At 65.0% G+C, this 19,041-nt stretch carries 30 protein-coding genes; 28 read left to right on the top strand and 2 right to left on the bottom strand.

The genetic code is table 11. The features are described from left to right. Positions 1 to 35: 35 nt before the first annotated feature. Positions 36 to 1,331, bottom strand: coding sequence for a trigger factor (tig, locus tag AC5P6X_RS06410; RefSeq protein ID WP_005408268.1), 1,296 nt, complete (start codon positions 1,329 to 1,331; stop codon positions 36 to 38). Positions 1,332 to 1,894: 563 nt separating this feature from the next. On the opposite strand from tig, the gene AC5P6X_RS06405 reads away from it, so the two are divergent. The 21 genes from AC5P6X_RS06405 to AC5P6X_RS06305 all read left to right on the top strand — a co-directional run bounded on the left by AC5P6X_RS06405 (position 1,895) and on the right by AC5P6X_RS06305 (position 14,115). Further along, entirely contained in the window at positions 1,895 to 4,330 is a 2,436-nt protein-coding gene (locus AC5P6X_RS06405) for a DNA-directed RNA polymerase (protein ID WP_005412423.1), read from the top strand. Positions 4,331 to 4,374: 44 nt separating this feature from the next. Then, on the top strand, positions 4,375 to 4,518 hold the full coding sequence (locus tag AC5P6X_RS06400; RefSeq protein ID WP_005412422.1) for a hypothetical protein: 144 nt from the start codon (positions 4,375 to 4,377) through the stop codon (positions 4,516 to 4,518). Continuing rightward, positions 4,511 to 4,795, top strand: coding sequence for a hypothetical protein (locus AC5P6X_RS06395; RefSeq protein WP_005412421.1), 285 nt, complete (start codon positions 4,511 to 4,513; stop codon positions 4,793 to 4,795). The genes AC5P6X_RS06400 and AC5P6X_RS06395 overlap by 8 nt, the downstream gene beginning before the upstream one ends. Next, positions 4,795 to 4,953, top strand: a complete 159-nt coding sequence (locus AC5P6X_RS06390; RefSeq protein WP_154267700.1) for a hypothetical protein — start codon at positions 4,795 to 4,797, stop codon at positions 4,951 to 4,953. The genes AC5P6X_RS06395 and AC5P6X_RS06390 overlap by 1 nt, the downstream gene beginning before the upstream one ends. Further along, positions 4,953 to 5,618, top strand: coding sequence for a hypothetical protein (locus AC5P6X_RS06385; protein ID WP_004154595.1), 666 nt, complete (start codon positions 4,953 to 4,955; stop codon positions 5,616 to 5,618). Before AC5P6X_RS06390 ends, AC5P6X_RS06385 begins: the two co-directional genes overlap by 1 nt. Further along, positions 5,602 to 6,039 carry a RusA family crossover junction endodeoxyribonuclease gene (locus tag AC5P6X_RS06380; protein ID WP_157178715.1) on the top strand — a complete coding sequence of 146 codons (438 nt, stop codon included), beginning with the start codon at positions 5,602 to 5,604 and terminating at the stop codon, positions 6,037 to 6,039. The genes AC5P6X_RS06385 and AC5P6X_RS06380 overlap by 17 nt, the downstream gene beginning before the upstream one ends. Continuing rightward, positions 6,040 to 6,402 (top strand): N-acetylmuramoyl-L-alanine amidase, encoded by a 363-nt coding sequence (locus AC5P6X_RS06375; RefSeq protein WP_004154593.1) that lies wholly within the window; start codon positions 6,040 to 6,042, stop codon positions 6,400 to 6,402. It begins immediately after the preceding gene. An 11-nt stretch (positions 6,403 to 6,413) separates the two neighbouring features. Further along, on the top strand, positions 6,414 to 6,800 hold the full coding sequence (locus AC5P6X_RS06370; RefSeq protein WP_004154592.1) for a helix-turn-helix domain-containing protein: 387 nt from the start codon (positions 6,414 to 6,416) through the stop codon (positions 6,798 to 6,800). Then, positions 6,797 to 6,976 (top strand): hypothetical protein, encoded by a 180-nt coding sequence (locus tag AC5P6X_RS06365; protein ID WP_004154591.1) that lies wholly within the window; start codon positions 6,797 to 6,799, stop codon positions 6,974 to 6,976. The genes AC5P6X_RS06370 and AC5P6X_RS06365 overlap by 4 nt, the downstream gene beginning before the upstream one ends. Before the next feature lie 151 nt (positions 6,977 to 7,127). Further along, entirely contained in the window at positions 7,128 to 8,594 is a 1,467-nt protein-coding gene (locus tag AC5P6X_RS06360; RefSeq protein WP_005412418.1) for a toprim domain-containing protein, read from the top strand. A gap of 165 nt (positions 8,595 to 8,759) precedes the next feature. Further along, a complete protein-coding gene (locus AC5P6X_RS06355) occupies positions 8,760 to 9,008 on the top strand; it encodes a hypothetical protein (protein WP_005412417.1) in 249 nt (82 codons plus the stop codon). 10 nt (positions 9,009 to 9,018) lie between these two features. Next, positions 9,019 to 9,669 (top strand): Gabija anti-defense Gad2 family protein, encoded by a 651-nt coding sequence (locus tag AC5P6X_RS06350; protein ID WP_005412416.1) that lies wholly within the window; start codon positions 9,019 to 9,021, stop codon positions 9,667 to 9,669. Positions 9,670 to 9,681: 12 nt separating this feature from the next. Further along, positions 9,682 to 11,556: a DNA polymerase gene (locus AC5P6X_RS06345; RefSeq protein ID WP_049417451.1), complete on the top strand. Its 1,875-nt coding sequence runs from the start codon at positions 9,682 to 9,684 to the stop codon at positions 11,554 to 11,556. Next, positions 11,538 to 11,876 carry a hypothetical protein gene (locus tag AC5P6X_RS06340; RefSeq protein WP_050483582.1) on the top strand — a complete coding sequence of 113 codons (339 nt, stop codon included), beginning with the start codon at positions 11,538 to 11,540 and terminating at the stop codon, positions 11,874 to 11,876. Before AC5P6X_RS06345 ends, AC5P6X_RS06340 begins: the two co-directional genes overlap by 19 nt. After that, a complete protein-coding gene (locus AC5P6X_RS06335) occupies positions 11,873 to 12,238 on the top strand; it encodes a hypothetical protein (protein ID WP_005412414.1) in 366 nt (121 codons plus the stop codon). The genes AC5P6X_RS06340 and AC5P6X_RS06335 overlap by 4 nt, the downstream gene beginning before the upstream one ends. A gap of 28 nt (positions 12,239 to 12,266) precedes the next feature. Further along, entirely contained in the window at positions 12,267 to 12,392 is a 126-nt protein-coding gene (locus AC5P6X_RS06330; RefSeq protein WP_005412413.1) for a hypothetical protein, read from the top strand. Beyond that, on the top strand, positions 12,389 to 12,637 hold the full coding sequence (locus tag AC5P6X_RS06325; protein WP_005412412.1) for a hypothetical protein: 249 nt from the start codon (positions 12,389 to 12,391) through the stop codon (positions 12,635 to 12,637). Before AC5P6X_RS06330 ends, AC5P6X_RS06325 begins: the two co-directional genes overlap by 4 nt. Further along, positions 12,634 to 12,945: a hypothetical protein gene (locus AC5P6X_RS06320; protein ID WP_005412411.1), complete on the top strand. Its 312-nt coding sequence runs from the start codon at positions 12,634 to 12,636 to the stop codon at positions 12,943 to 12,945. Before AC5P6X_RS06325 ends, AC5P6X_RS06320 begins: the two co-directional genes overlap by 4 nt. Then, positions 12,942 to 13,091 (top strand): hypothetical protein, encoded by a 150-nt coding sequence (locus AC5P6X_RS06315; protein ID WP_005412410.1) that lies wholly within the window; start codon positions 12,942 to 12,944, stop codon positions 13,089 to 13,091. The genes AC5P6X_RS06320 and AC5P6X_RS06315 overlap by 4 nt, the downstream gene beginning before the upstream one ends. Continuing rightward, positions 13,088 to 13,921, top strand: a complete 834-nt coding sequence (locus AC5P6X_RS06310) for a hypothetical protein (RefSeq protein ID WP_004154583.1) — start codon at positions 13,088 to 13,090, stop codon at positions 13,919 to 13,921. Before AC5P6X_RS06315 ends, AC5P6X_RS06310 begins: the two co-directional genes overlap by 4 nt. Further along, positions 13,909 to 14,115, top strand: a complete 207-nt coding sequence (locus tag AC5P6X_RS06305; protein WP_005412408.1) for a hypothetical protein — start codon at positions 13,909 to 13,911, stop codon at positions 14,113 to 14,115. Before AC5P6X_RS06310 ends, AC5P6X_RS06305 begins: the two co-directional genes overlap by 13 nt. A gap of 25 nt (positions 14,116 to 14,140) precedes the next feature. Here the strand turns inward: AC5P6X_RS06305 and AC5P6X_RS06300 are convergent, their stop codons facing one another. After that, positions 14,141 to 14,449, bottom strand: a complete 309-nt coding sequence (locus tag AC5P6X_RS06300; protein ID WP_032961816.1) for a hypothetical protein — start codon at positions 14,447 to 14,449, stop codon at positions 14,141 to 14,143. A gap of 68 nt (positions 14,450 to 14,517) precedes the next feature. On the opposite strand from AC5P6X_RS06300, the gene AC5P6X_RS06295 reads away from it, so the two are divergent. The 7 genes from AC5P6X_RS06295 (at position 14,518) to AC5P6X_RS06265 (ending at position 18,945) form a co-directional block, all read left to right on the top strand. Beyond that, positions 14,518 to 15,054: a deoxynucleotide monophosphate kinase family protein gene (locus AC5P6X_RS06295; protein ID WP_004154581.1), complete on the top strand. Its 537-nt coding sequence runs from the start codon at positions 14,518 to 14,520 to the stop codon at positions 15,052 to 15,054. Positions 15,055 to 15,118: 64 nt separating this feature from the next. Next, positions 15,119 to 15,298: a hypothetical protein gene (locus tag AC5P6X_RS06290; RefSeq protein WP_005412407.1), complete on the top strand. Its 180-nt coding sequence runs from the start codon at positions 15,119 to 15,121 to the stop codon at positions 15,296 to 15,298. 20 nt (positions 15,299 to 15,318) lie between these two features. Then, the gene (locus AC5P6X_RS06285) at positions 15,319 to 15,471 is read left to right on the top strand and encodes a hypothetical protein (RefSeq protein ID WP_005412406.1); all 153 of its coding nucleotides are present in this window, start codon (positions 15,319 to 15,321) and stop codon (positions 15,469 to 15,471) included. Then, complete coding sequence (locus tag AC5P6X_RS06280; RefSeq protein ID WP_005412405.1) at positions 15,464 to 17,020, top strand: portal protein; 1,557 nt, start codon at positions 15,464 to 15,466, stop codon at positions 17,018 to 17,020. The genes AC5P6X_RS06285 and AC5P6X_RS06280 overlap by 8 nt, the downstream gene beginning before the upstream one ends. 16 nt (positions 17,021 to 17,036) lie before the next feature. Beyond that, positions 17,037 to 17,180 (top strand): hypothetical protein, encoded by a 144-nt coding sequence (locus tag AC5P6X_RS06275; RefSeq protein ID WP_004154577.1) that lies wholly within the window; start codon positions 17,037 to 17,039, stop codon positions 17,178 to 17,180. Beyond that, positions 17,180 to 17,965, top strand: coding sequence for a capsid assembly protein (locus AC5P6X_RS06270; protein ID WP_005412404.1), 786 nt, complete (start codon positions 17,180 to 17,182; stop codon positions 17,963 to 17,965). Before AC5P6X_RS06275 ends, AC5P6X_RS06270 begins: the two co-directional genes overlap by 1 nt. 26 nt (positions 17,966 to 17,991) lie before the next feature. Continuing rightward, entirely contained in the window at positions 17,992 to 18,945 is a 954-nt protein-coding gene (locus AC5P6X_RS06265; RefSeq protein ID WP_005412403.1) for a major capsid protein, read from the top strand. The last annotated feature ends 96 nt before the right edge of the window (positions 18,946 to 19,041 follow it).

Here is a 19,041-nt window from a genome sequence, read left to right as displayed (position 1 = left end):
GCAAAGGCGCGGGGCATCCGGTGATCCGCCCGGGCTTACTGGCGGATCGCGTCCTGGAACGACAGCTTCTCTTCGGTGTGCTGGGCACGCTCGGCGATCCAGTCGATCACCTGCTCTTCCATCACACGGTTCTGCAGGCCAGACATCAGCTGGGGGTCGTTGCGGTACATCTCAATGACCTGCTCCGGCTCTTCGTAGGTCGAAGCGATCAGACGCATCGTTTCGTTCAGGCGCTTGGCTTCCAGGCGCAGGTCGTTGATGCGGGCTACTTCACCGACCAGCAGGCCGACCAGCACGCGCTTGGCGGCCGCTTCCTTGAAGCCTTCGTGGGCATCGGCCGGGATCTCGCCGACGTTCTGGCCGTTGCGGCGGATCTGCTCGACCTGCTGGGCCAGCATGGCGCGGGCTTCGTTCTCGACCAGGCGCGGCGGCATTTCCACCGAGGAATAGGCGGCGATCAGCTGCTCGCCCACTTCACGGCGCAGGCGGTTCATCAGGGCGCCCTTCAGCTCGCGCTCCAGGTTGGCGCGGATGTCGCTGCGGAACTGCTCCACATCGCCACCCTTCACGCCGAAGCTCTTGATGAAGGCTTCGTCGACCGCCGGCACGACCGGCTCGGAGACTTCGGCGACCTTGACGGTGACCTGCACGGTCTTGCCGGCCAGCACCGGCACGCGCCAGTCAGCCGGGAACTCGACGTCCAGGGTCTTCTCTTCGCCCTTGGCCAGGCCGACCAGGCCCTTTTCAATGGTTTCGAACATCATGCCCTGGCCGAGCACGATCGAACCCTTCTCGGTGCCTTCGGCCGGCAGGCGCTCTTCACCAGCCTGCGACCAGGTTTCCACCGCGACCAGGTCACCGTCCTGCGCGCCACGGCTGACCGGGGCCCAGGTACGACGCTGGTTCTGCAGGTTCTCGATCATCTGGTCGATGTCGGCGTCGGTGATCTCGGCGGTGTGGCGCACGACAGTCAGCTTGCTGACGTCGATGTCGCCGAAGTCCGGCACCACTTCCACGGTGGCCACGAAGGAGAACTCACCCTCGTCGCCCTTGTCGATGCGCGGGCTGCCGACGATGCGCAGATCGTGCTCGCGCACGGCCGCGTCGAAGGTTTCGCGCAGCAGGCCGTCCAGCGCCTCGCCACGGACCTGCGCGCCGAAGCGCTGCTCGATCACCTTGGCCGGCACCTTGCCCGGACGGAAACCCTTGATGCGGGTGGTACGGGCGATTTCGCCCAGGCGGCCGACGATGTGGCTCTGCAGACGGTCTTCCGGCAGCGAGAAGCTCAGGCGGCGTTCCAGGTTGCCGGTGGATTCGATCGAAGCTTGCATGTTGACTCCTGCCACCGGTGGCCCACGCCCCCGGCTCGATGATTGGGATGAAACGGTTGTAAGGACACGACGTCTGGGACGCGCCTGCTTGCCGCAGCCCTTTAGTTTCGCCCAATTCGGCCTGCACTGCCAGCGCGTGCCGGTCAAGGGGGGGCAGCGGGGCCCGATCAGGGCGGGGACAGGCCGGCACTGGTGCGAAAGGGGGGACTCGAACCCCCACGCCTTGCGGCACTGGAACCTAAATCCCGAAGCCCCTGCCGATTAGTGCTGACCACTCAACTACTTACAGCGTTCCAGTCTATCAGGTGACGCTTCGGGTGACATATAGGTGACGCCGGGTGCCGCGACAGGTGACACCAGGTGACGCCGAATAAAGTGGTCATCTTCGGCGGACCTCCTCCTAGGACAACCATTCAGAACTACTCATTGCTGTTCACCACCGAGGACTACTACAGTTCCACATAGGTCCACCCAGGACCAACAACCGAACCACTCAGGACCGTACCGGGCAGCCCCCGGTGCGGTCCTCCCGTTTTGACTTTTGCATCCCCCGAGGGCAAACGATGACGACTTGGCAAGAGAACGACCTGCACGCCGCCCAGCTCGAACTGGAGAAGGAAAGCACCAGCCTGGGCATTGCCCGCTACGAGAAGATCAGGGAGCAGCGCCAGGAGGCCGAGACCGGCCCCGGCCGCAAGCTGGTCATGGAGAGCATCGACGCCACCGCCGCCGCGATCATGGCGTTCGTGGCCGAAGCCGACACCGGCAAGCCGGGCAAGCGCCACGCCGCCCTCAAATTCATCCGCCACCTGAACCCCCACGCCCTCGCCTATCTGACCAGCTTCACCTGCGTCAACGCGCTGGTCGCCGATCACCGCAAGGCGGTGTCCGTGGCGATCACCCTGGGCCACGAGGTCGCCAACGAGATCAACTTCTCCCTGCTCCGCGAGAAGCACCCCGGCCTGTACCGGGTCGTCCAGGAGCAGCTCAAGAAGTCCACCTCGGCCCGGCACTCCACCGCCGTCATGCGGCACGTCATCGCCGACGCCGAGTTCGCCCCCGAGGACGACAAGCGCCTCTACCTGTCCGACAAGGACGCGCTGCTGGTGGGCATGAAGCTCATCGAGCTGTTCGTCGAGGCGACCGGGCTGGTCGAGCTGGTCACCGTCGCCGAGCGCGGCAAGCGCCACCTGCTCATCGCCGGGAATCAGAAGGTGCTCGACTGGCTGACCAAGGCCCACGACAGCGCCGCCCTGTACCAGCCGGTGCTGATGCCGATGGTCGTCCCGCCCCGTCCGTGGACCACGCCCCGCGACGGCGGCTACCTGACCGACATCGGCGGCCGGGCTGACCTCGTGCGTACCCGCAACCGCGCCTACAAGCGCGAGCTGGCGCTGGTCGATATGCCCAACGTCTACCAGGCCCTCAACGCCATCCAGGCAACCGCCTGGAAGGTGAACGTGCCCGTCCTAGAGGTCATGCGCGAGCTGTGGAACGCAGGCGGCGGTGTCGCCGGGCTGCCGGAGCGTGAACTGATGGACCTGCCGAGCCGCCCTGCCCTGCTGGAGACCGACCCGGACTACTTCAAGGAGCACCACGCCGACGAGTTCAAGGAATGGAAGCGCGACCGCGCCAAGGTCTACGAGGCCAACGCGCGCAGCGTGTCCACCCGCCTCGCCGCCGCGCAGAAGATCGCCTTGGCGGAGAAGTTCGCCGAGTACCCCGCGATCTACTTCCCTCACAACCTCGACTTCCGCGGCCGGTGCTACCCCCTGCCCCCGACGCTGACCCCGCAGGGTGATGATGCGGCCAAGGGCCTGCTGACGTTCGCCCAAGGCGTGCCGCTCGGCGAGGACGGTGCCTACTGGCTCGCCATCCACGTCGCCAACTGCTTCGGCGTGGACAAGGTGTCGTTCGAGGAGCGCGTGGCCTGGGTGCGCGAGCACGAGGAGCAGATTCTCGACAGCGCCCTCGATCCGCTGGACGGCCAACGCTTCTGGATGGACGCCGACAGCCCGTTCTGCGCGCTGGCAGCGTGCTTCGAGTGGCTCGGCTACAGCCTCAACGGCCGCGATCACGTCTCCCACCTGCCCATCGCGCTCGACGGCTCCTGTAACGGCCTCCAGAACTTCTCGGCCATGCTCCGCGACTCCGTGGGCGGTGCAGCCACCAACCTGATCCCGCAGCCGAAGCCCGCCGACATCTATTCGCGCGTGAAAGACGTGGCCCAGGAGAAGCTGCGCGCCCGTGCCGAGAGCGGCGACCCGCTGGCGATCAAGCTGGACGGCCAGCTCACCCGCGACATCGTGAAGCAGCCGGTGATGACGCTGCCCTACGGCGTCACGAAGTCGGGCATGCGCGCCCAGGTGCTCTCCAAGTTCAAGAAGCTGGGCATGGAGGACGATTGGGAGACCGCCGAGTACCTGGCGACCCTGCTGTGGGAGTGCATCGGCGAGGTCGTGATCGCAGCCCGCGCGGCGATGGACTGGCTGCGTGACGCCTCCAAGGTCGCCTCGTCGGCCGACCTGCCGGTGAGCTGGACGACCCCCGCTGGCTTCCCGGTCCTCCAGGAGTACCGCGAGGAGGAAGGCGTCCGCATCCGGCCGCACGTCGGAGGCCGCGAGGTGAATTTAGTGGTCAACATCGGCGGTACTAAGCTCGACCGTCGCAGGCAGACCCTCGGGATCAGTCCGAACTTCGTCCACTCCTGCGACGCCAGCCACATGATGCTGACCACCTGCCTCGCGGCAGAGAACGGCATCGAGTCGTTCGCCATGATCCACGACTCCTACGGTACGCACGCGGGCCAGGCAGCAATCCTCGCCGCCGCACTCCGGCAGGCGTTCGTCGATCAATACAGCGGCGACGTACTGGCCGACTTCCGACAGCAACTCGTCGAGCAGCTCCCGCCAGAAGCGGCAGAGAAACTCCCACCCCTCCCGCCGCATGGCGACCTGGACCTCAGCCTGGTGCTGGAGTCGCGCTATTTCTTTGCCTAGTCCATCCCCCTTTGGCAATTGATACCCCAAGCGAGAACATCAACATGAGCATCAACTACCAGCACGCACTGAACACCTACGTTGCCCAGGACCACTTCGGTGTGGTCCTCGGCATCTACAACCCGGCCGAACACGGCACGGTCGAGGAGTTCAAGCACCGCATGACGGAGCTGCACGCAGGTGCGTGATCGCGTCATCGACGGACTGCACTCACGTTCTGCCGAGAGCGCCGCACGCGGCGCTTTCGTAGTGATCGACAGCGTGCAGTCCCTCGGCCACCCGGCCGATCAGGTGATCGGCTTGGCGTGCGCCTTCAAGAACTTCTGCGAAGTGCTCGGCCTCGATCCGATGGAAGTGCTGCGGGTCGTCTCGCGCATGGAGCAGGACTGCCGCTACCGGCAGGTCAACACCCTCAACGCCGTGCGCCGCTACGCGGAGCGCGAGCTGAAACCGCACTACCCGTGATGCGTGACCCGATCACCGACGCCTTCATCGACGAGGCGCTCATCGGCTTCGACATCGACGAAGCCTTCGGCATTTCCGCCGACACCCCGTTGACCGCCGCCGCTGACCTGTGGCGCGCGGGCATCTATCTCCCGACCAACTACGAGACCGACAACTGATGGCAACCAAGAAGCGCGAACGATTCGTCTCCCCCAAGGGCACCGCCGTGTGGCCGCGCCTGAACGAACCGGACACCAAGTTCAAGCCGGAAGGCGAATACACCGTGAGCCTGGCGTTCGACCCGAACGACAAGGACTTCAAGGCGCTGGCGAAGAAGCTGGAAACCCGGCGCGACGAGCTGTTCCAGGAGTTCCTGAGCGAGAACCCGAAGAAGAAGAAGGGTGCCGAAGTGGCCCCGGTGTTCACCGAAGAAACCGACGAGAACGGCGATGACACCGGCCGCGTGCTGGTGAAGTTCAAGATGAAGGCCAGCGGCGTCAGCAAGCGCACCGGCAAGAAGTTCACCATGCGCCCGGACATCTTCGACGCCCGCGGCAAGAAGATCGACAACCCGCCGCAGATCGGCGGCGGCAGCGAACTCAAGGTCTCCTACGAGATCGGCGGCTCGTTCGTCGAATCGGCCAAGAAGTTCTACCTGACCTGCTACATGGTCGCCGTCCAGGTGATCGAGCTGGTCGAGTTCGGCCAGCGCAACGCCAAGGACTACGGCTTCGGCGAGGAGGACGGCTACGAGGCCGCCGACAGCGCGCCGTTCAGCGACAGCGATGACGACTCGGACGACGACAGCGACTCCGACGACGAGGGCGATGACGGCGACTACTGATCCGCTGTCGGTCATCGTGAACACCGCGAGGGGGGCCAAGCATTTGGCCTCCCTCACGTTCCCGTTTGACCCGGTGCCCGCCTCGCGCCCGAAGGTTTCGCGCTGGGGCGTCTACTACGGCAAGACCTACAAGACCTGGAAGGAAGCCGCAGAGAAGCATCTGCCAGCCGGTGATCTGGACCTGTCGCCGACCGATCCGGTTTTAGTGGTCATCATCGCGGTATGCAAACGCGCCAAGACCTCGAAGGCCGCGTTTCCCAAGGGCGACGTGGACAACCTCGCCAAGGGGCCGATGGACGTTGTGACCAAAGCCACCGGCTATTGGGCCGACGACAAGCAAGTCATGTGGCTGCTCTCCGGTAAGCGCTGGGCGCAGCCGGACGAAGAACCACGCACCGAAGTCCACCTCTACAAACTCTAAGTGCGCCTCAAACCTCTGGAATCGGTAGAGGCGCTGTTCGTCCTCGCCAGCATGACCCGCCCCGAGCAGGTCACGACCGGCGAAGAACTCGCACGCCTGCACCGCTCGCAGGGCTACTCGAAGATCGCCGTCCACTTCGTCATCGAACGTGACGGCTCGATCTACGACGGTCGCCCGCTGAATCAGCCCGGCGCTCTCGCCGGTAAGCACAACCAATCCGCATACCAAGTCTGCCTCCTGGGCGGCGTCAACGACGCCATGCAGCCCGAGGACAACTTCACCGAAGCCCAACACGCCGCGCTGCGACGCCTGCTCGCCGCCTACGGCAAGCCCGTCGTGTGGGCACCTGACTTCCCTCGATAGGAGAACCCAACGTGAAACCGCTGCCCCCGCAAACCCAGGTCGTCCTGGATCACCTGCGTCGCCACTCGCACCTGACCTCGTGGCAGGCCGAAGGCGTCTACCGCATCCGCCGCCTCGCCTCGCGCGTCGATGAGCTGCGCGCTGCTGGCTTCGAGATCGAAACGCAGACCTGCGAGGACGCCTCGGGGCAGCGGTACACGCGCTATCGCCTGTCGCGCCGTCAGCGCCGCAGCAAGGCTCCGCTCCTGGAAGCGCGCCGCGCTCCGAAGCAGTACCGCGTCGATGCGCTGCTCCAGCTGTATCGCAACTACTGCACCGACGAGCTGGGCCTCGACGCCAACGATGCGACCGAAGAAGTCGCCGCATTCACCAAGTTCCTGCTGGAGAAGAACGCATGACCAACACCGCTACCACCGTCATTCCGTCCGCGATGCGCCTGGCTTTCGAGCGCGCATGGGCGCGCGCCGACAAGCCGTTCCGCGGCCTGGGCCGCACCGTCAAGGGTGCGCTGAATCGTCGCCTCGGCATTTCCTACCGCAAGCGCATGTGGTCCGTGGAGCGTGCAAAGCGCTGACTCCGAATACCTCCACAAAGAGCCGTGCCCGAACTGCGGCAGCAAGGACAACCTTGCGCGCTACAGCGACGGGCACGGCTACTGCTTCGGCTGCGGTCACTACGAGCCAGCCGAAGGCGAGGAGGTCTCTCAACCCACCAGCAGGAAAACCATGAGCGACTTTGCGAAGGGTGAACCGCAAGCCCTGGCGAAGCGCGGTATCACTGAGGAAGCATGCCGTAAGTACGGCTACTGGATCGGCAAGGACAAGCACGGCAAGACCGTGCAGATCGCCAACTACAAGCGCGATGGCGGCATCGTCGCGCAGAAGCTCCGCTACCCCGACAAGAAGTTCTCATTCATCGGCGACTCGAAGGCGTGCGGGCTGTTCGGCCAGCACCTCTACGAACCGGGGCGACGCCTCGTCATCACCGAAGGCGAGATCGACGCGCTCTCCGTGGCGCAGGCACTCGGCCTCCGCTGGCCGGTGGTGTCCGTTCCGAACGGAGCGCAAGGCGCGGCCAAGTCCATCAAGCGCGAGCTGGAGTGGGTCAACGGCTTCGACGAGGTTGTGCTCATGTTCGACATGGACGAACCGGGCCAAGCCGCCGCGCAGGAAGTGGCGCTGCTGCTGACTCCCGGCAAGGCCAAGATCGCACAGCTCCCGGCGAAAGACCCGAACGAGCTGCTCCAGCGTGGCGATGCCGAGGCGATCACCCGCGCCATCTACGAAGCGCAGACCAAGCGCCCCGATGGAGTGGTGACGTTCGGCTCCCTCAAGGAGAAGGCACTCAAGCCGGTCTCGATGGGCATGCCTTGGCACGACCCGCGCCTCACCGCGCTGACCTACGGCAAGCGGTACGGCGAGGTCTACACCTTCGGCGCGGGCACCGGCATCGGCAAGACCGACTGGCTGATGGAGGAAGCAGCCTTCATCGCGCAGGAAACCGGCGACCGCGTTGGCCTGTTCTTCCTGGAGCAGCAGCCGGTCGAGACGGCGAAGCGCATGGCAGGCAAGGTTGCTGGCCGCCGCTTCCACGTCCCCGATGGGAGCTGGACGCAGGAGGAGCTGGAAGCCGCGTTCGAGATTCTCGACAAGGGCCAGGTGTTCATCTACGACCACTTCGGCTCGTCCGAGTGGGACGTGATCGAAGCCAAGATGGCCCACATGGTCGTCGCCGAGGGCGTCAAGCACATCGTCCTCGACAACCTCACGTCGTTTGCGGCCGGTGCCGAGGACGAGCGGAAGATGCTGGAGGACACGATGGCGAAGATCGCGCAGTTCGCGCAGCGCCACCTCATCTGCATCTACCTGGTCTCGCACCTCGCCACGCCGGAAGGCAAGCCACACGAGGAAGGCGGGCGCGTGATGCTCCGCCACTTCAAGGGCAGCCGCGCGATTGGCTTCTGGACGCACTTCGCGTTCGGCCTGGAGCGCAACACGCAGGCCGAGAACGAGGCCGAGCGCAACTGCACGACCTTCCGCGTCCTAAAGGATCGCTTCACCGGCCAGTCGAACGGCCAGGTTCTCTACTACAGCTACGACCACGCATCCGGCCGCCTGCTCAATGCAGATGCTCCGGGCGAATACGGCGACTTCGCCGACGAGTCATCCGATGTATCCACCTCCGACTACTGACGGCCGCTCGGTCGTCGGCTTCATCCCAGCTGATGCGCCGCTCTCCTTCGCTGAGAGCCTCGTTCTCCCCTACCAACTCCCGCGCTCCGACCAAGCCTGCCGTGTCATGTACGGCAAGCCTGGGCGGCGCGTGGTCATCCACATCAAAGCCGAGGAACTACCCCAATGAAAGAGATCGTCGCCATCGCAATCGACCTGCTGACCGCTCCGTTCCGCAAGGACACCGTGACCGACGTGGTGAAGGTGCTGGAGGGCCAGGTGGACAAGCTGTTCAAGATCAGCGCCGACCGCATCGCCACCGCATCGACGCTGCGCGACAAGGCCGATGTCCTGCACTCGCAGGCCGACGAGCACGAGGAAGAAGCCGAGCGCGCCCTGCGCGTCGCCGAGCGCTTCACCAACCTGATCCGCTAAGGGACCAACCATGACTGCCGAGCAACACGCTCGGTCCCTGTTCGACGTGTTGCCGGCCGAAGTCCGCCACCTGGTGATCCTGGGTGGCGGAAGCCTGCGCGCGTTCTACGACGGGACCGAAATCAAGGACATCGACTGCTTCTTCGTGTCACTGGCGAGCTACACCTACGTGGCCGCGTACCTGAGCGGCCGTAACGACTGGACCAGCGAGGCCGCTCCGAACGGCATCCGCAACTTCCGCTCGCCCGAGGGTCACCTCGTGAGCCTGATCGGCTTCGAGTTCGGTACGCCGCACGAGCACTGCGCCCGGTTCGATCTGCGGTGCTGCGCCCACGTCGCCATCTACGAACCCAGCACCGACGAGGTGGTGGTCGTATCCCTCGAAGGCGCGGTTGCCGACGCATCGGAGAAGCTGCTGTTCGTGCTGAACAACAACGGCACCGAGCGCACCATCCGCCGCATCACGCACTACGTCGAGGATTACGGCTACACGCTGCATCCCGACCAGCCCGAGCAGGACGAACTGTTCGAGGACGACGACTTCCCCGGCCACGCGCCGCAGGGCGTCCACACGCCGCCGAAGGCCCCCGAGCCGGAGTACATCCTCCGCGCCCGCCGCCGCGTCCGCGCAATCCCCGTAACCAACCACGGCTACCCGTAAGGAGGACCGCCGTTGATCCTCGTATTCGACTGCGAGACCAATGGCCTCCTCGACGAACTTGACACGATCCACTGCATTTCCCTCCAAGAGGTAGATGAGACCGGCGCACCGCGCGGTCCCATCCTGTCCGCCAACGATCACGGCACGGGCGAAATGACAGTCCGTCAGGCCGTCGAGAGGCTCAAGAAGGCCAAGCGCGTTGTCGGCCACAACATCGCCGGATTCGACATTCCGGCTATCGCCAAGGTGTTCCCGGACTTCAAGGTCCAGGCGTACTTCGACACGTTGCTGATGTCCACGCTGGTCTACCCGGACCTCAAGGACCGCGACTTCAAGGCCCGCAAGAAGCAGGGAGCGAACCCGGTGTTGCCGGGCAAGCTGATCGGCCGCCACGCCCTCGAAGCGTGGGGCTACCGCCTCGGTCGCTGGAAAGGCGACTACGCGGCGCAGATGGCCGCACGCGGCCTCGATCCCTGGGCACAGTGGTCTCAGGAAATGGACGACTACTGCGACCAGGACGTTGCGGTCACGCAAGCGCTGTTCGCGTTGCTGATGAGCAAGGGCCTCCCTACCGAGGCCATCGAGCTGGAGCAGGCCGTCGCGCCGATCCTCTCGCGTCAGCAGCGCTACGGCTACCTGTTCGATCAGGAGAAGGCGCGTGAGCTGGAGTGCATCCTCGTGTCCCGGCGCACTGCGCTGGAGGCCGAGCTGCGCAAGGTCATTCCGCCGTGGAAGGTGGTGAAGCGCAAGTTCGTACCGAAGCGCGACGACAAGCGCCGCGGTTACGTCAAGGGCGTGGAGGTCACGACCTACAAGGACGTGGTGTTCAACCCGGCAAGCCGCCAGCACATTGCTGACCGCTTGACTGCAATGTACGGCTGGCAGCCCCAGGAGTTCACCGAGAAGGGCCAGCCGAAGATCGACGAAGAAGTCCTGGGCGCGCTCAAGTTCCCGATCATCCCGCTCCTGCTGGAGCACTTCATCGTCAACAAGCGCCTCGGCCAGCTCGCCGAAGGCGACGAGGCGTGGCTCAAGGCCATCAAGAAGGACGGCCGCATCCACGGCAGCGTGAATCAGAACGCAGCGGTGACCGGCCGCATGACGCACTCGAAGCCGAACATCGCTCAGGTGCCGAAGGTCCAGCACTCGAAGGAGAAGGGAATCCTCAAGGGCCAGGAAGGCGGCTACGGATTCGAGTGCCGCTCGTTGTTCTGCGTCCCAACAGGGAAGCTCCAGGTCGGCGCGGACGCCTCGGGATTGGAGCTGCGCTGCCTGGCGCACTTCATGGCAAAGCACGACGGCGGCGAGTACGCCAAGGTCATCCTCGAAGGCGACATCCACTCCGTCAACCAATCGGCGGCAGGACTGCCAACCCGCGACAACGCCAAGACCTTCATCTACGCCTTCCTCTATGGGGCAGGCGACGCGAAGCTCGGCTCCATCGTTGGCAAGGGTCGCCAGGCCGGGGCGAAGCTCCGCTCGAAGTTCCTGGCCGGGCTGCCTGCGCTGGAGAAGCTGGTACGCGGGGTCAAGAAGCGCGCGGCCGAGAAGGGATACCTGATCGGTCTCGACGGCCGGAAGCTGCACATCCGCAGCGACCACGCCGCGCTCAATACCCTGCTCCAGTCGGCCGGTGCGCTGGTGATGAAGAAAGCCCTGGTGATCCTCGACGCCGACCTGCAAGCCGCAGGGTTGGTGCCGGGCGTCCACTACGAGTTCCTCGCCAACGTCCATGACGAGTGGCAAATCGAAGTGGACGAGGACAAGGCCGAGTTCGTGGGCAAGACCGCCCAGGCTGCCATCCGCAAGGCTGGCGATTACTTCGGCTTCCGCTGTCCGCTCGATGGCGAGTTCAAGATCGGAAGGAATTGGGCCGAGACGCACTGACCCGCGGCAAGCGGGACATTGCACTCGCCCTGGTGCGCCAAGCGAAACGCCGGGCAGCTAGGAAGGGACTGCCGTTCGACCTCACGTCGGACGACATCGTGGTCCCCGACTTCTGCCCGGCACTGGGCATCCCGCTGTACCGCGCTGTCGGGCGCAAGGCCCAAGGCCCCAACTCACCCACGCTCGACCGCATCGAACCTGACCTCGGCTACGTCCGGGGCAACGTGCGCGTGATCTCCGCACGCGCGAATCAGATCAAGTCCGACGCGACTCCCTCGGAGCTTCTGCGAGTCGCCTGTTACGTCCAAGAGAACCGATGAACCCAACCAACATCCTGCGCGCCCTCGCGGCGCTGCTGGTCGTTGCCGCGCTCGCGGCAGGCGGCTTCGCAGCCTGGAAGTACACCGCAATGGCCCAGCGCGTGACGGAGCTGGAGGAGTCGGCAAAGGAACTGGCCGACCTCAAGCAGACCGTCGAGACCCTCAACCGCGAAGCCGTGCGCCGCTCTGCCTTCGATGCAGCGCTGCGGAACGCCCGCGCCACCACCAACCGCTCTGTGGAGATTGCAGCAAATGCTGACCCGGAAACTGGCGATTACCTGTCTCGCCGCATTCCTGACGAGCTGCGCCGCGCACACCTCGAAAGTCGTGCCGGAGCAGTTCCTCCAGCCGACCGTCATTGAGGGCACGCACTCCTCACTCGACGCCGTGATGGCTGACCCGACCACCACCACCTACGACCTCTACCGCTTCGGCGGCAACGCCGAGGACGGCCTCCAGCGTTGCAACGCCGACAAGGCGAGCGCCCTGGAAGTCCTCAAGGAATCGAACCGATGAACGAGAACCGGCTTCGCGTGCATTTCATTGGCGGCCCCGCTGACGGCGATGTCCGCGTGATCGATCCGTGTACCACCTACCGCGTGGCTGTGCTCGAACACCAGCCCGAGGTTCATGCCTACAACGCCAAGTGCCCGTGCTGCACCGAGCGCATGCTGCGCCCCGTGGAGTGGAGCACCGCGACCTACTTCATCCGCCGCGTTAGCGAGAAGTGCTGGGTCGCCGTACACGAGAGCATGGTATGAAGCGCGCTCTCCTGATCCTGGCGCTGTGTGCTGGCCTCGCTGCGTGCGATATGAAGCCCTGGCCGCCGAGTGCGGACTATGGCTCGTGCCTGAAAGGGCACAGCGAGAACTCCTACATCATCATGTGGCAGTCGATGTGTACGGGGAACTCCTGCACGCAGATTCCGTACACCATCCCGACCACCGACTTCGTGTGCGACGAGCACGAGTACCCGCTCGGCGACGGCCCGGAGTACCAGGCCGGAATGAAGCGCTACGCCGCCGAGCTACAGGCGTGGTATGAGCGCTACCCGGAGAAGCGGCCATGACTTCCTACGTCACCTATCGGCCACCGCAGGCGGCCGGTTCCTGGGTCATTGGCGGCAACTTCTTCGTGCAGGTCCGGGAGCGTCCGAACTGGCTGCACCGCTGGTTCGCGCTGGCGTTCCTGGGATGGCAGTGGGTGGACGCATGAACAAGCGCGGCCCCCTGCTACTGATCGACGCCGATGTGCTGCGCTACCAGCTCGCGTTCTCGAACACCGCGAACATCGACTGGAACGGCGACGGCAACAAGGTCGAAGCGATCCAGCCCGAGCGCGCGAAGGCGAAGCTGGAGGACTACATCGACGAGATCGTCGAGAAGTTCGGCGCGCGTGATTACCTGCTGGCCCTGTCCTGCAAGAAGCACAACTTCCGCAAGGACATCGACCCAACCTACAAGCTCAACCGTGCCAGCAAGGACAAGCCTGCCCTGTGGTACGTGCTCGACGAGTTCGTCTACGACGAGTTCGGCGACAAGATCGTGGAGATCGAGAACCTGGAAGGTGACGACGTGCTGGGGCTGCTGGCCTCGCACCCGAATCCGAAGCGCGCGCCAGGCAGCCGCATCGTCGTGTCCATCGACAAGGACATGCAGACGATCCCCGGCATCCGTCTCTACAACCCCAACCGTCCCGACGTGGGCGTCCGGCCGATCTCGGCTCACGACGCTGACCTGTTCTGGATGAAGCAGGTGCTCACGGGCGACCAGGTGGATAACTACCCCGGCTTCCCCGGCATCGGCCACAAGGGCGCGGACGAGCTGCTCATGCCCATCCACGAGGCGTACCGCGATGCGTCCGTCGAGGAGCACCTCGGCGCGCTGTGGAACACCGTCGTCACCACCTACACCACCCGCATCCCCCGCGGCGGCACCGAGCCGCTGTCGAAGCACGATGCGATCCGCCAAGCACGCCTCGCGCGAATCCTGCGCTACGGCGACTACAACCCCAAGACCAAGGAAGTGAAGCTGTGGAAACCCTGATCCTGTTCATCACCATCGTCGCCGTGCTGGCCGTGCTGTTCGCCTTCGTCGCCTACGGCGCTGCCTGGCTGTGGTGGCGCAGCCTCAACACCCTCGAACGCACCCTGTACCGCTCGGCTGGCAGCGTCAAGCTGTGGCCGGCCGCTGTCGGCGTTGCTGGCGCGGCTTGGCTGATCGCCCGGTGTTTCGCCTGACGACAACCAAGCCACCTGATCCTGCTTACCGCAACTCGTCCACGTAGAACTGCTTCCAGTGTGCAATCTCTGACGGATTCCGACTTACGGGTTCTCGGCTATTGAAAACCCAAAGCTGGATCGCCTTCGGCGTAGTCAACGTTTCATACGTGCAGCTGAACTCAGTGAGCTTATCTGTGATGAGCTGCTTGGCCGCATCGTAGCGCTCTCGCTGAATTCCTTGTGCTTGCCCTGATGCCACGAGCGCATCCATCGCCTCCTGTAGGCCATAGAGCTTCTGTGCAAGCTCAGAGATTTCCGCTCCGTTTGTGTTACTCGGCGTAGAACTCGCCATACCTGTCTCCTTCCATAACGAACACGAATTGTACCCGGCTAAGGCCGGGTTTCTCTTTTGGAGTCCCCATGAAGATCATCGGAATCACCGGCCGCGCCCGCAGCGGCAAAGACACCCTGGCCGAGTTCCTGGTCAGCGACCACGGCTTCGTGAAGCTGTCCTTCGCGGCCCCGATCCGCGCCTTCGTGGCGGACATCACCGGCCTGCCGGTGTCCGCGATGGAGGACGGCCCGCTCAAGGAGGAGCCGCTCGACTGGCTCAACGGGCAGACCCCGCGCCGCCTGATGCAGACCGTGGGCACCGAGTGGGGCCGTGAAATGATCGACCGCGACCTGTGGGTCAAGGTGGTCGCGCAGAAGATCCGTCAGGCCCGCCGCGACGGCGCTGCTGGCGTCGTGGTGTCGGACGTTCGCTTCGACAACGAGGCGCAGTTCATCCGTGAGTGGGGCGGCCAGGTGGTCCAGGTGCTCCGCGACAGCGCGGCCCCGGTCTCGGCGCATGCCTCCGAGGCAGGCGTCCACGGCGACCTGATCGACACCGTGATCGACAACAACGGCCCGATCCACCGCCTGCGGATGGTCGCGGAATCGCTGGCCCGACTCTAAGGGTTTAGTGGTCATCATCGGGGGAAACGACAGTTTCCCCACCTATTCATAACCCAGGAGTTCTATGCAAATCCCTCTGCACTCCTACGACCTGATCGACCTCCTGGACGAACTGCACCCCGAAGTGATCTACGACCCCGCCAAGCCGAAGGAGGAGTTCCTGCTCCGGCAGGGCGAGCGCCGCCTGATCCTCCGGCTAAAGGCGCTGCGGAAGGTCGAGCAGATGGAGCACCGCGCCCGCTAATCATGTGCAGCAAGCCCAACATGCCGGACCAGCAGGAGAAAGACCCGATCCTGCTGACCCGCCAGGACACCCAGCCGACCGGCCACGCGGCCGATCAGCGGCGTAAGTCCAAGGTCCGACTGGACCTGAACAACGCAACGCAGTACCAAGGACTGACCATTCCGAATGGCTGACGCCAAGCAGACCTCGGCCGAGAAGCAGACGGCCGCGAAGCGCTACGGCGATCTCAAGTCCAACCGCAAAGAAGCCGAGACGCGCGCCAAGCGCTGCGCCAAGGTTACCCTGCCCCGCCTGTGGGTGGACGAGGGCGCGAAATCGCGTACCCCCGGTTCCGCCTACATCGACACCGGCCCGAAGTGCGTCAACGCCCTGGCCTCGAAGATCGTGCTGGCCTGGCTCCCGCCGAACGCCTCGGTGTTCAAGCTCGCGCCTGACCAGGCAGTCGCCGAGAACATCGCCGAGCAGGCTGGCGTGGAGACCTCCGAACTGGAGGCCGCGCTGGTGGACGTGGAGCGGGTCATCGTCAACGACCTGGAGACCAGCGGCGTCCGCCCGGTCCTCAGCGAGGCGGCCAAGCACGCCATCGTCCTCGGCAATTTCCTGCTCTACGACCCCGACGAGGGCAAGCCTAAGCTGTATCCGCTGACCTCCTACGTGACCGACCGCGACGGCCTGGGCAACGTGCTGGAGATCATCACGCTCGACAAGATCGCCCCGGCCATGCTGCCGGACTCGATCCGCGCGGCGGTGATGCAGAAGCTCGCCCAGGAACGCGACGAAAAGACCAAGAACGACGACGTGAACCTCTACACCTGGGTGCGTCGCTCGGAAGATGGCAAGGAGTGGGAAGTGGTCCAGGAGGTCGAGGGCGTCGAAGTCCCCGAGACCGTGGGCACCTACCCCATCGACGCCTGCCCGTGGATTCCCCTGTGCGCGCCGCCGTCCCTCGTGGACGACTACGGCGAGGGCTTGGTCTACGACTACGTGGGCGCGTTCGAGTCGCTGGAGGCGCTGCGCAAGGCGATCCGTAAGGGTGCCGCCGCGCTGGCGAAGATCATCATGTTCCTCAAGCCGACCTCGACGATCCGCGAGCGCCAGCTCACCGAGGCCGAGTCCGGCGCGGTGCTGCGTGGCGAGGCCAGCGACGTGACCACGCTCCAGCTCCAGAAAGCCTACGACCTGAACTTCGTGCGTCAGGAGGCCGAAGGGCTGGCGAACTCGCTGGAGCTGATCTTCGGCGTGAAGTCCGCCGTGCAGCGCCCCGGCGAGCGCGTGACCGCCTACGAAATCCGGGTGCTCACCCAGGAACTCGACGACGCCCTCAGCGGCTTCATGGCGATGTCGGGCGAGCAGCTCTTGCTGCCGCTGATCCGCCGCCGCCTGCACAAGCTCCAGAAGCAGGGTCGCCTGCCCGAGCTGCCGCAGGAACTCATCAAGCCGCGCATCACCGTTGGCATCGCCGCCCTCGGCCGCGGCCACGACCTGAACAAGCTGATCGAGTTCGGTCAGGCAGTGGATGCGCTTGTCGGCGCAGAGGAGAAGGCGCGCCGCCTCAACAGTGGCGAGGCGATCTCCCGACTGGCCGCCGCTTCCGACATTTCCACCAAGGGCCTGATCCGCTCCGACGACGAGCTTGCTGCCGAGCAGCAGGACGCCTCGGCGCAGGAGGCGATGGTCCGTGCCGCTCCGAATATCGCCTCAGCGATGACCCAAACCCCGTAACCCCGAGAAGGACGCAATGTCGAACGAAACCACCGAGAAGCCCGCCAAGCCGACCAAGGAAGCCCCGAAGGCTCCGAGCGTCGAGCGTAAGGGCAAGGCCGAGATCACCCGCAAGACGAACGGCCTGGTCATCGTCAACTACAAGCCCGAGGACAAGTAATGTCGCAGCCGGGCAAGTCCGAAGTGACCGTCAGCCTTGACGGCATCAACGGCCAGCCGACCCCAGGTCAGCAGCCGCCGCAGAACTCCCAGGACACCCAGCAGCCCGCACCGGGCGCGCAGGGTGGCACCGATGGCGAGCGCCTGTTCGGCGGCAAGTACAAGACCGTGGAGGAGCTGGAAGCCGCCTACGCACAACTGAGCACGCCAGCCGACGACAAGGGTGGCAAGGGCGGCCCCGCGACCATCGACGACGCCACCGCGGATGACGCGCGTGACGCCTTGGCGCGGGCTGGCCTGAACCTGGACGACTTCGCCACCGAGTTCAACTCGAACGGCTCGCTGTCCGAGGAGAGCTACAAGAAGCTCCAGGACGCGGGCTATCCGAAGGAGCTGGTGGACGTGTACGTCGATGGCCTGCGCGCTCGCGTGCAGACCTACGAGAACGCCGTCTACTCGCCCGCAGGTGGCAAGGCCGGTTACGACGGCCTGGTCCAGTGGGCTAAGACCAACCTGAGCGCCGAGCAGAAGCGGGCGTTCAACGAAGCGGTGCAGTCCGGCGACGCCGGCCGCGCAGCGCTGGCAGTCCAGGGCCTCGTCGCCCTCCGTGGCGGCAACGGCCGCCTTCTGAATGGCAAGACCGCATCGAACGCCGATGCAGGCCCCAAGCCGTTCCAGTCGCAGGCGCAGGTCGTCGAAGCGATGCGCGATGTGCGCTACCACCGTGATCCGGCTTACCGCGCGGAAGTCTCCGCCCGCCTGGCCGTGTCGCCGCTGTTCAAGTAATCCACTCAACCTCAAGCAAGGACTAAATGTCGGACGCAATCCCCTCCCGCCTGGGTCAAGCCCAGGCCAACGGCGACGCCTGGGCGCTGTTCAAGCAGAACTACACTGCTGAAACCATCACCAGCTTCGTCGAGAACTACAAGCTGGACGGCCGCGTGTCGGTGCGCAACATCGAGAGCGGCAAGTCCGCCTCGTTCCCGAACGTCGGCACCATCGGCTCCGAGTACCATGTGCCGGGCACCGAGATCAAGGGCCTGGTGGTCGAGCACAACGAGACCATCATCACCCTCGATCCGATGCTGATCTCGCACGCCTTCATCGCCAACATCGACGAGGCGATGAACCACTACGACGTGCGTTCCGAGTACACCCGTCAGCAGGGTGCGGAGCTGGCGCTCAAGCGCATGCAGAACGAGCTGCGCTGCGCGATCCTGGCCGCTCGTACCACCGAAGGCAAGGTCGAAGGCCAGCCGGGTGGTGCCATCATCAAGGCCGCCACGATGGCCTCCGATCCGACCGTGCTGGCCGATGCGTTCCGCAACGCCCGCATGCTGTTCGACGAGAAGCTGCTGCCGGACAACCCGCAGGAGTTCACTGGCGCACTGGCCCCGGCTCAGTGGTATCTGCTGACCGAGAACAAGGACTTGATCGACCGCGACATCAACGCGGAATCGAACGGCTCCTACGGCCAGGCGATCATTTCCTCGGTCGCCCGCATCCCGCTGGTGAAGATCAACGCGATGCCGCGTGTCGATGAGTCGGCCCTGGCCTCGATCCCGGCCAAGTACCGCGGCAACTTCGCGGACACCGTGGGCGTGATCTTCCACCGCTCGGCGGTCGGCACCCTCAAGCTGCTGGACCTGTCCCTGGAGGACGTGTACCAGGGCGAGAAGCAGGGCACCCTGATGCTGGCGAAGTACGCGCTGGGTCACGGCATCCTGGCTCCGCGCGGTGCCATCGAGCTGTCGAAGGCCCCGTAAGCAATACCGCGCCGTTGGGCAAATCCCGCGGCGCTTCAATCTCTCTCCATCTACGGGGGACATCCACATGGGTGTCCCCCGTTTTTTTGCCCCGAA

Source organism: Stenotrophomonas sp. YJH_SMC_40 (genome assembly GCF_059368615.1).
The sequence above is the reverse complement of the archived record's forward strand: the minus strand, read 5'-3'. Positions and strand labels throughout refer to the sequence as shown.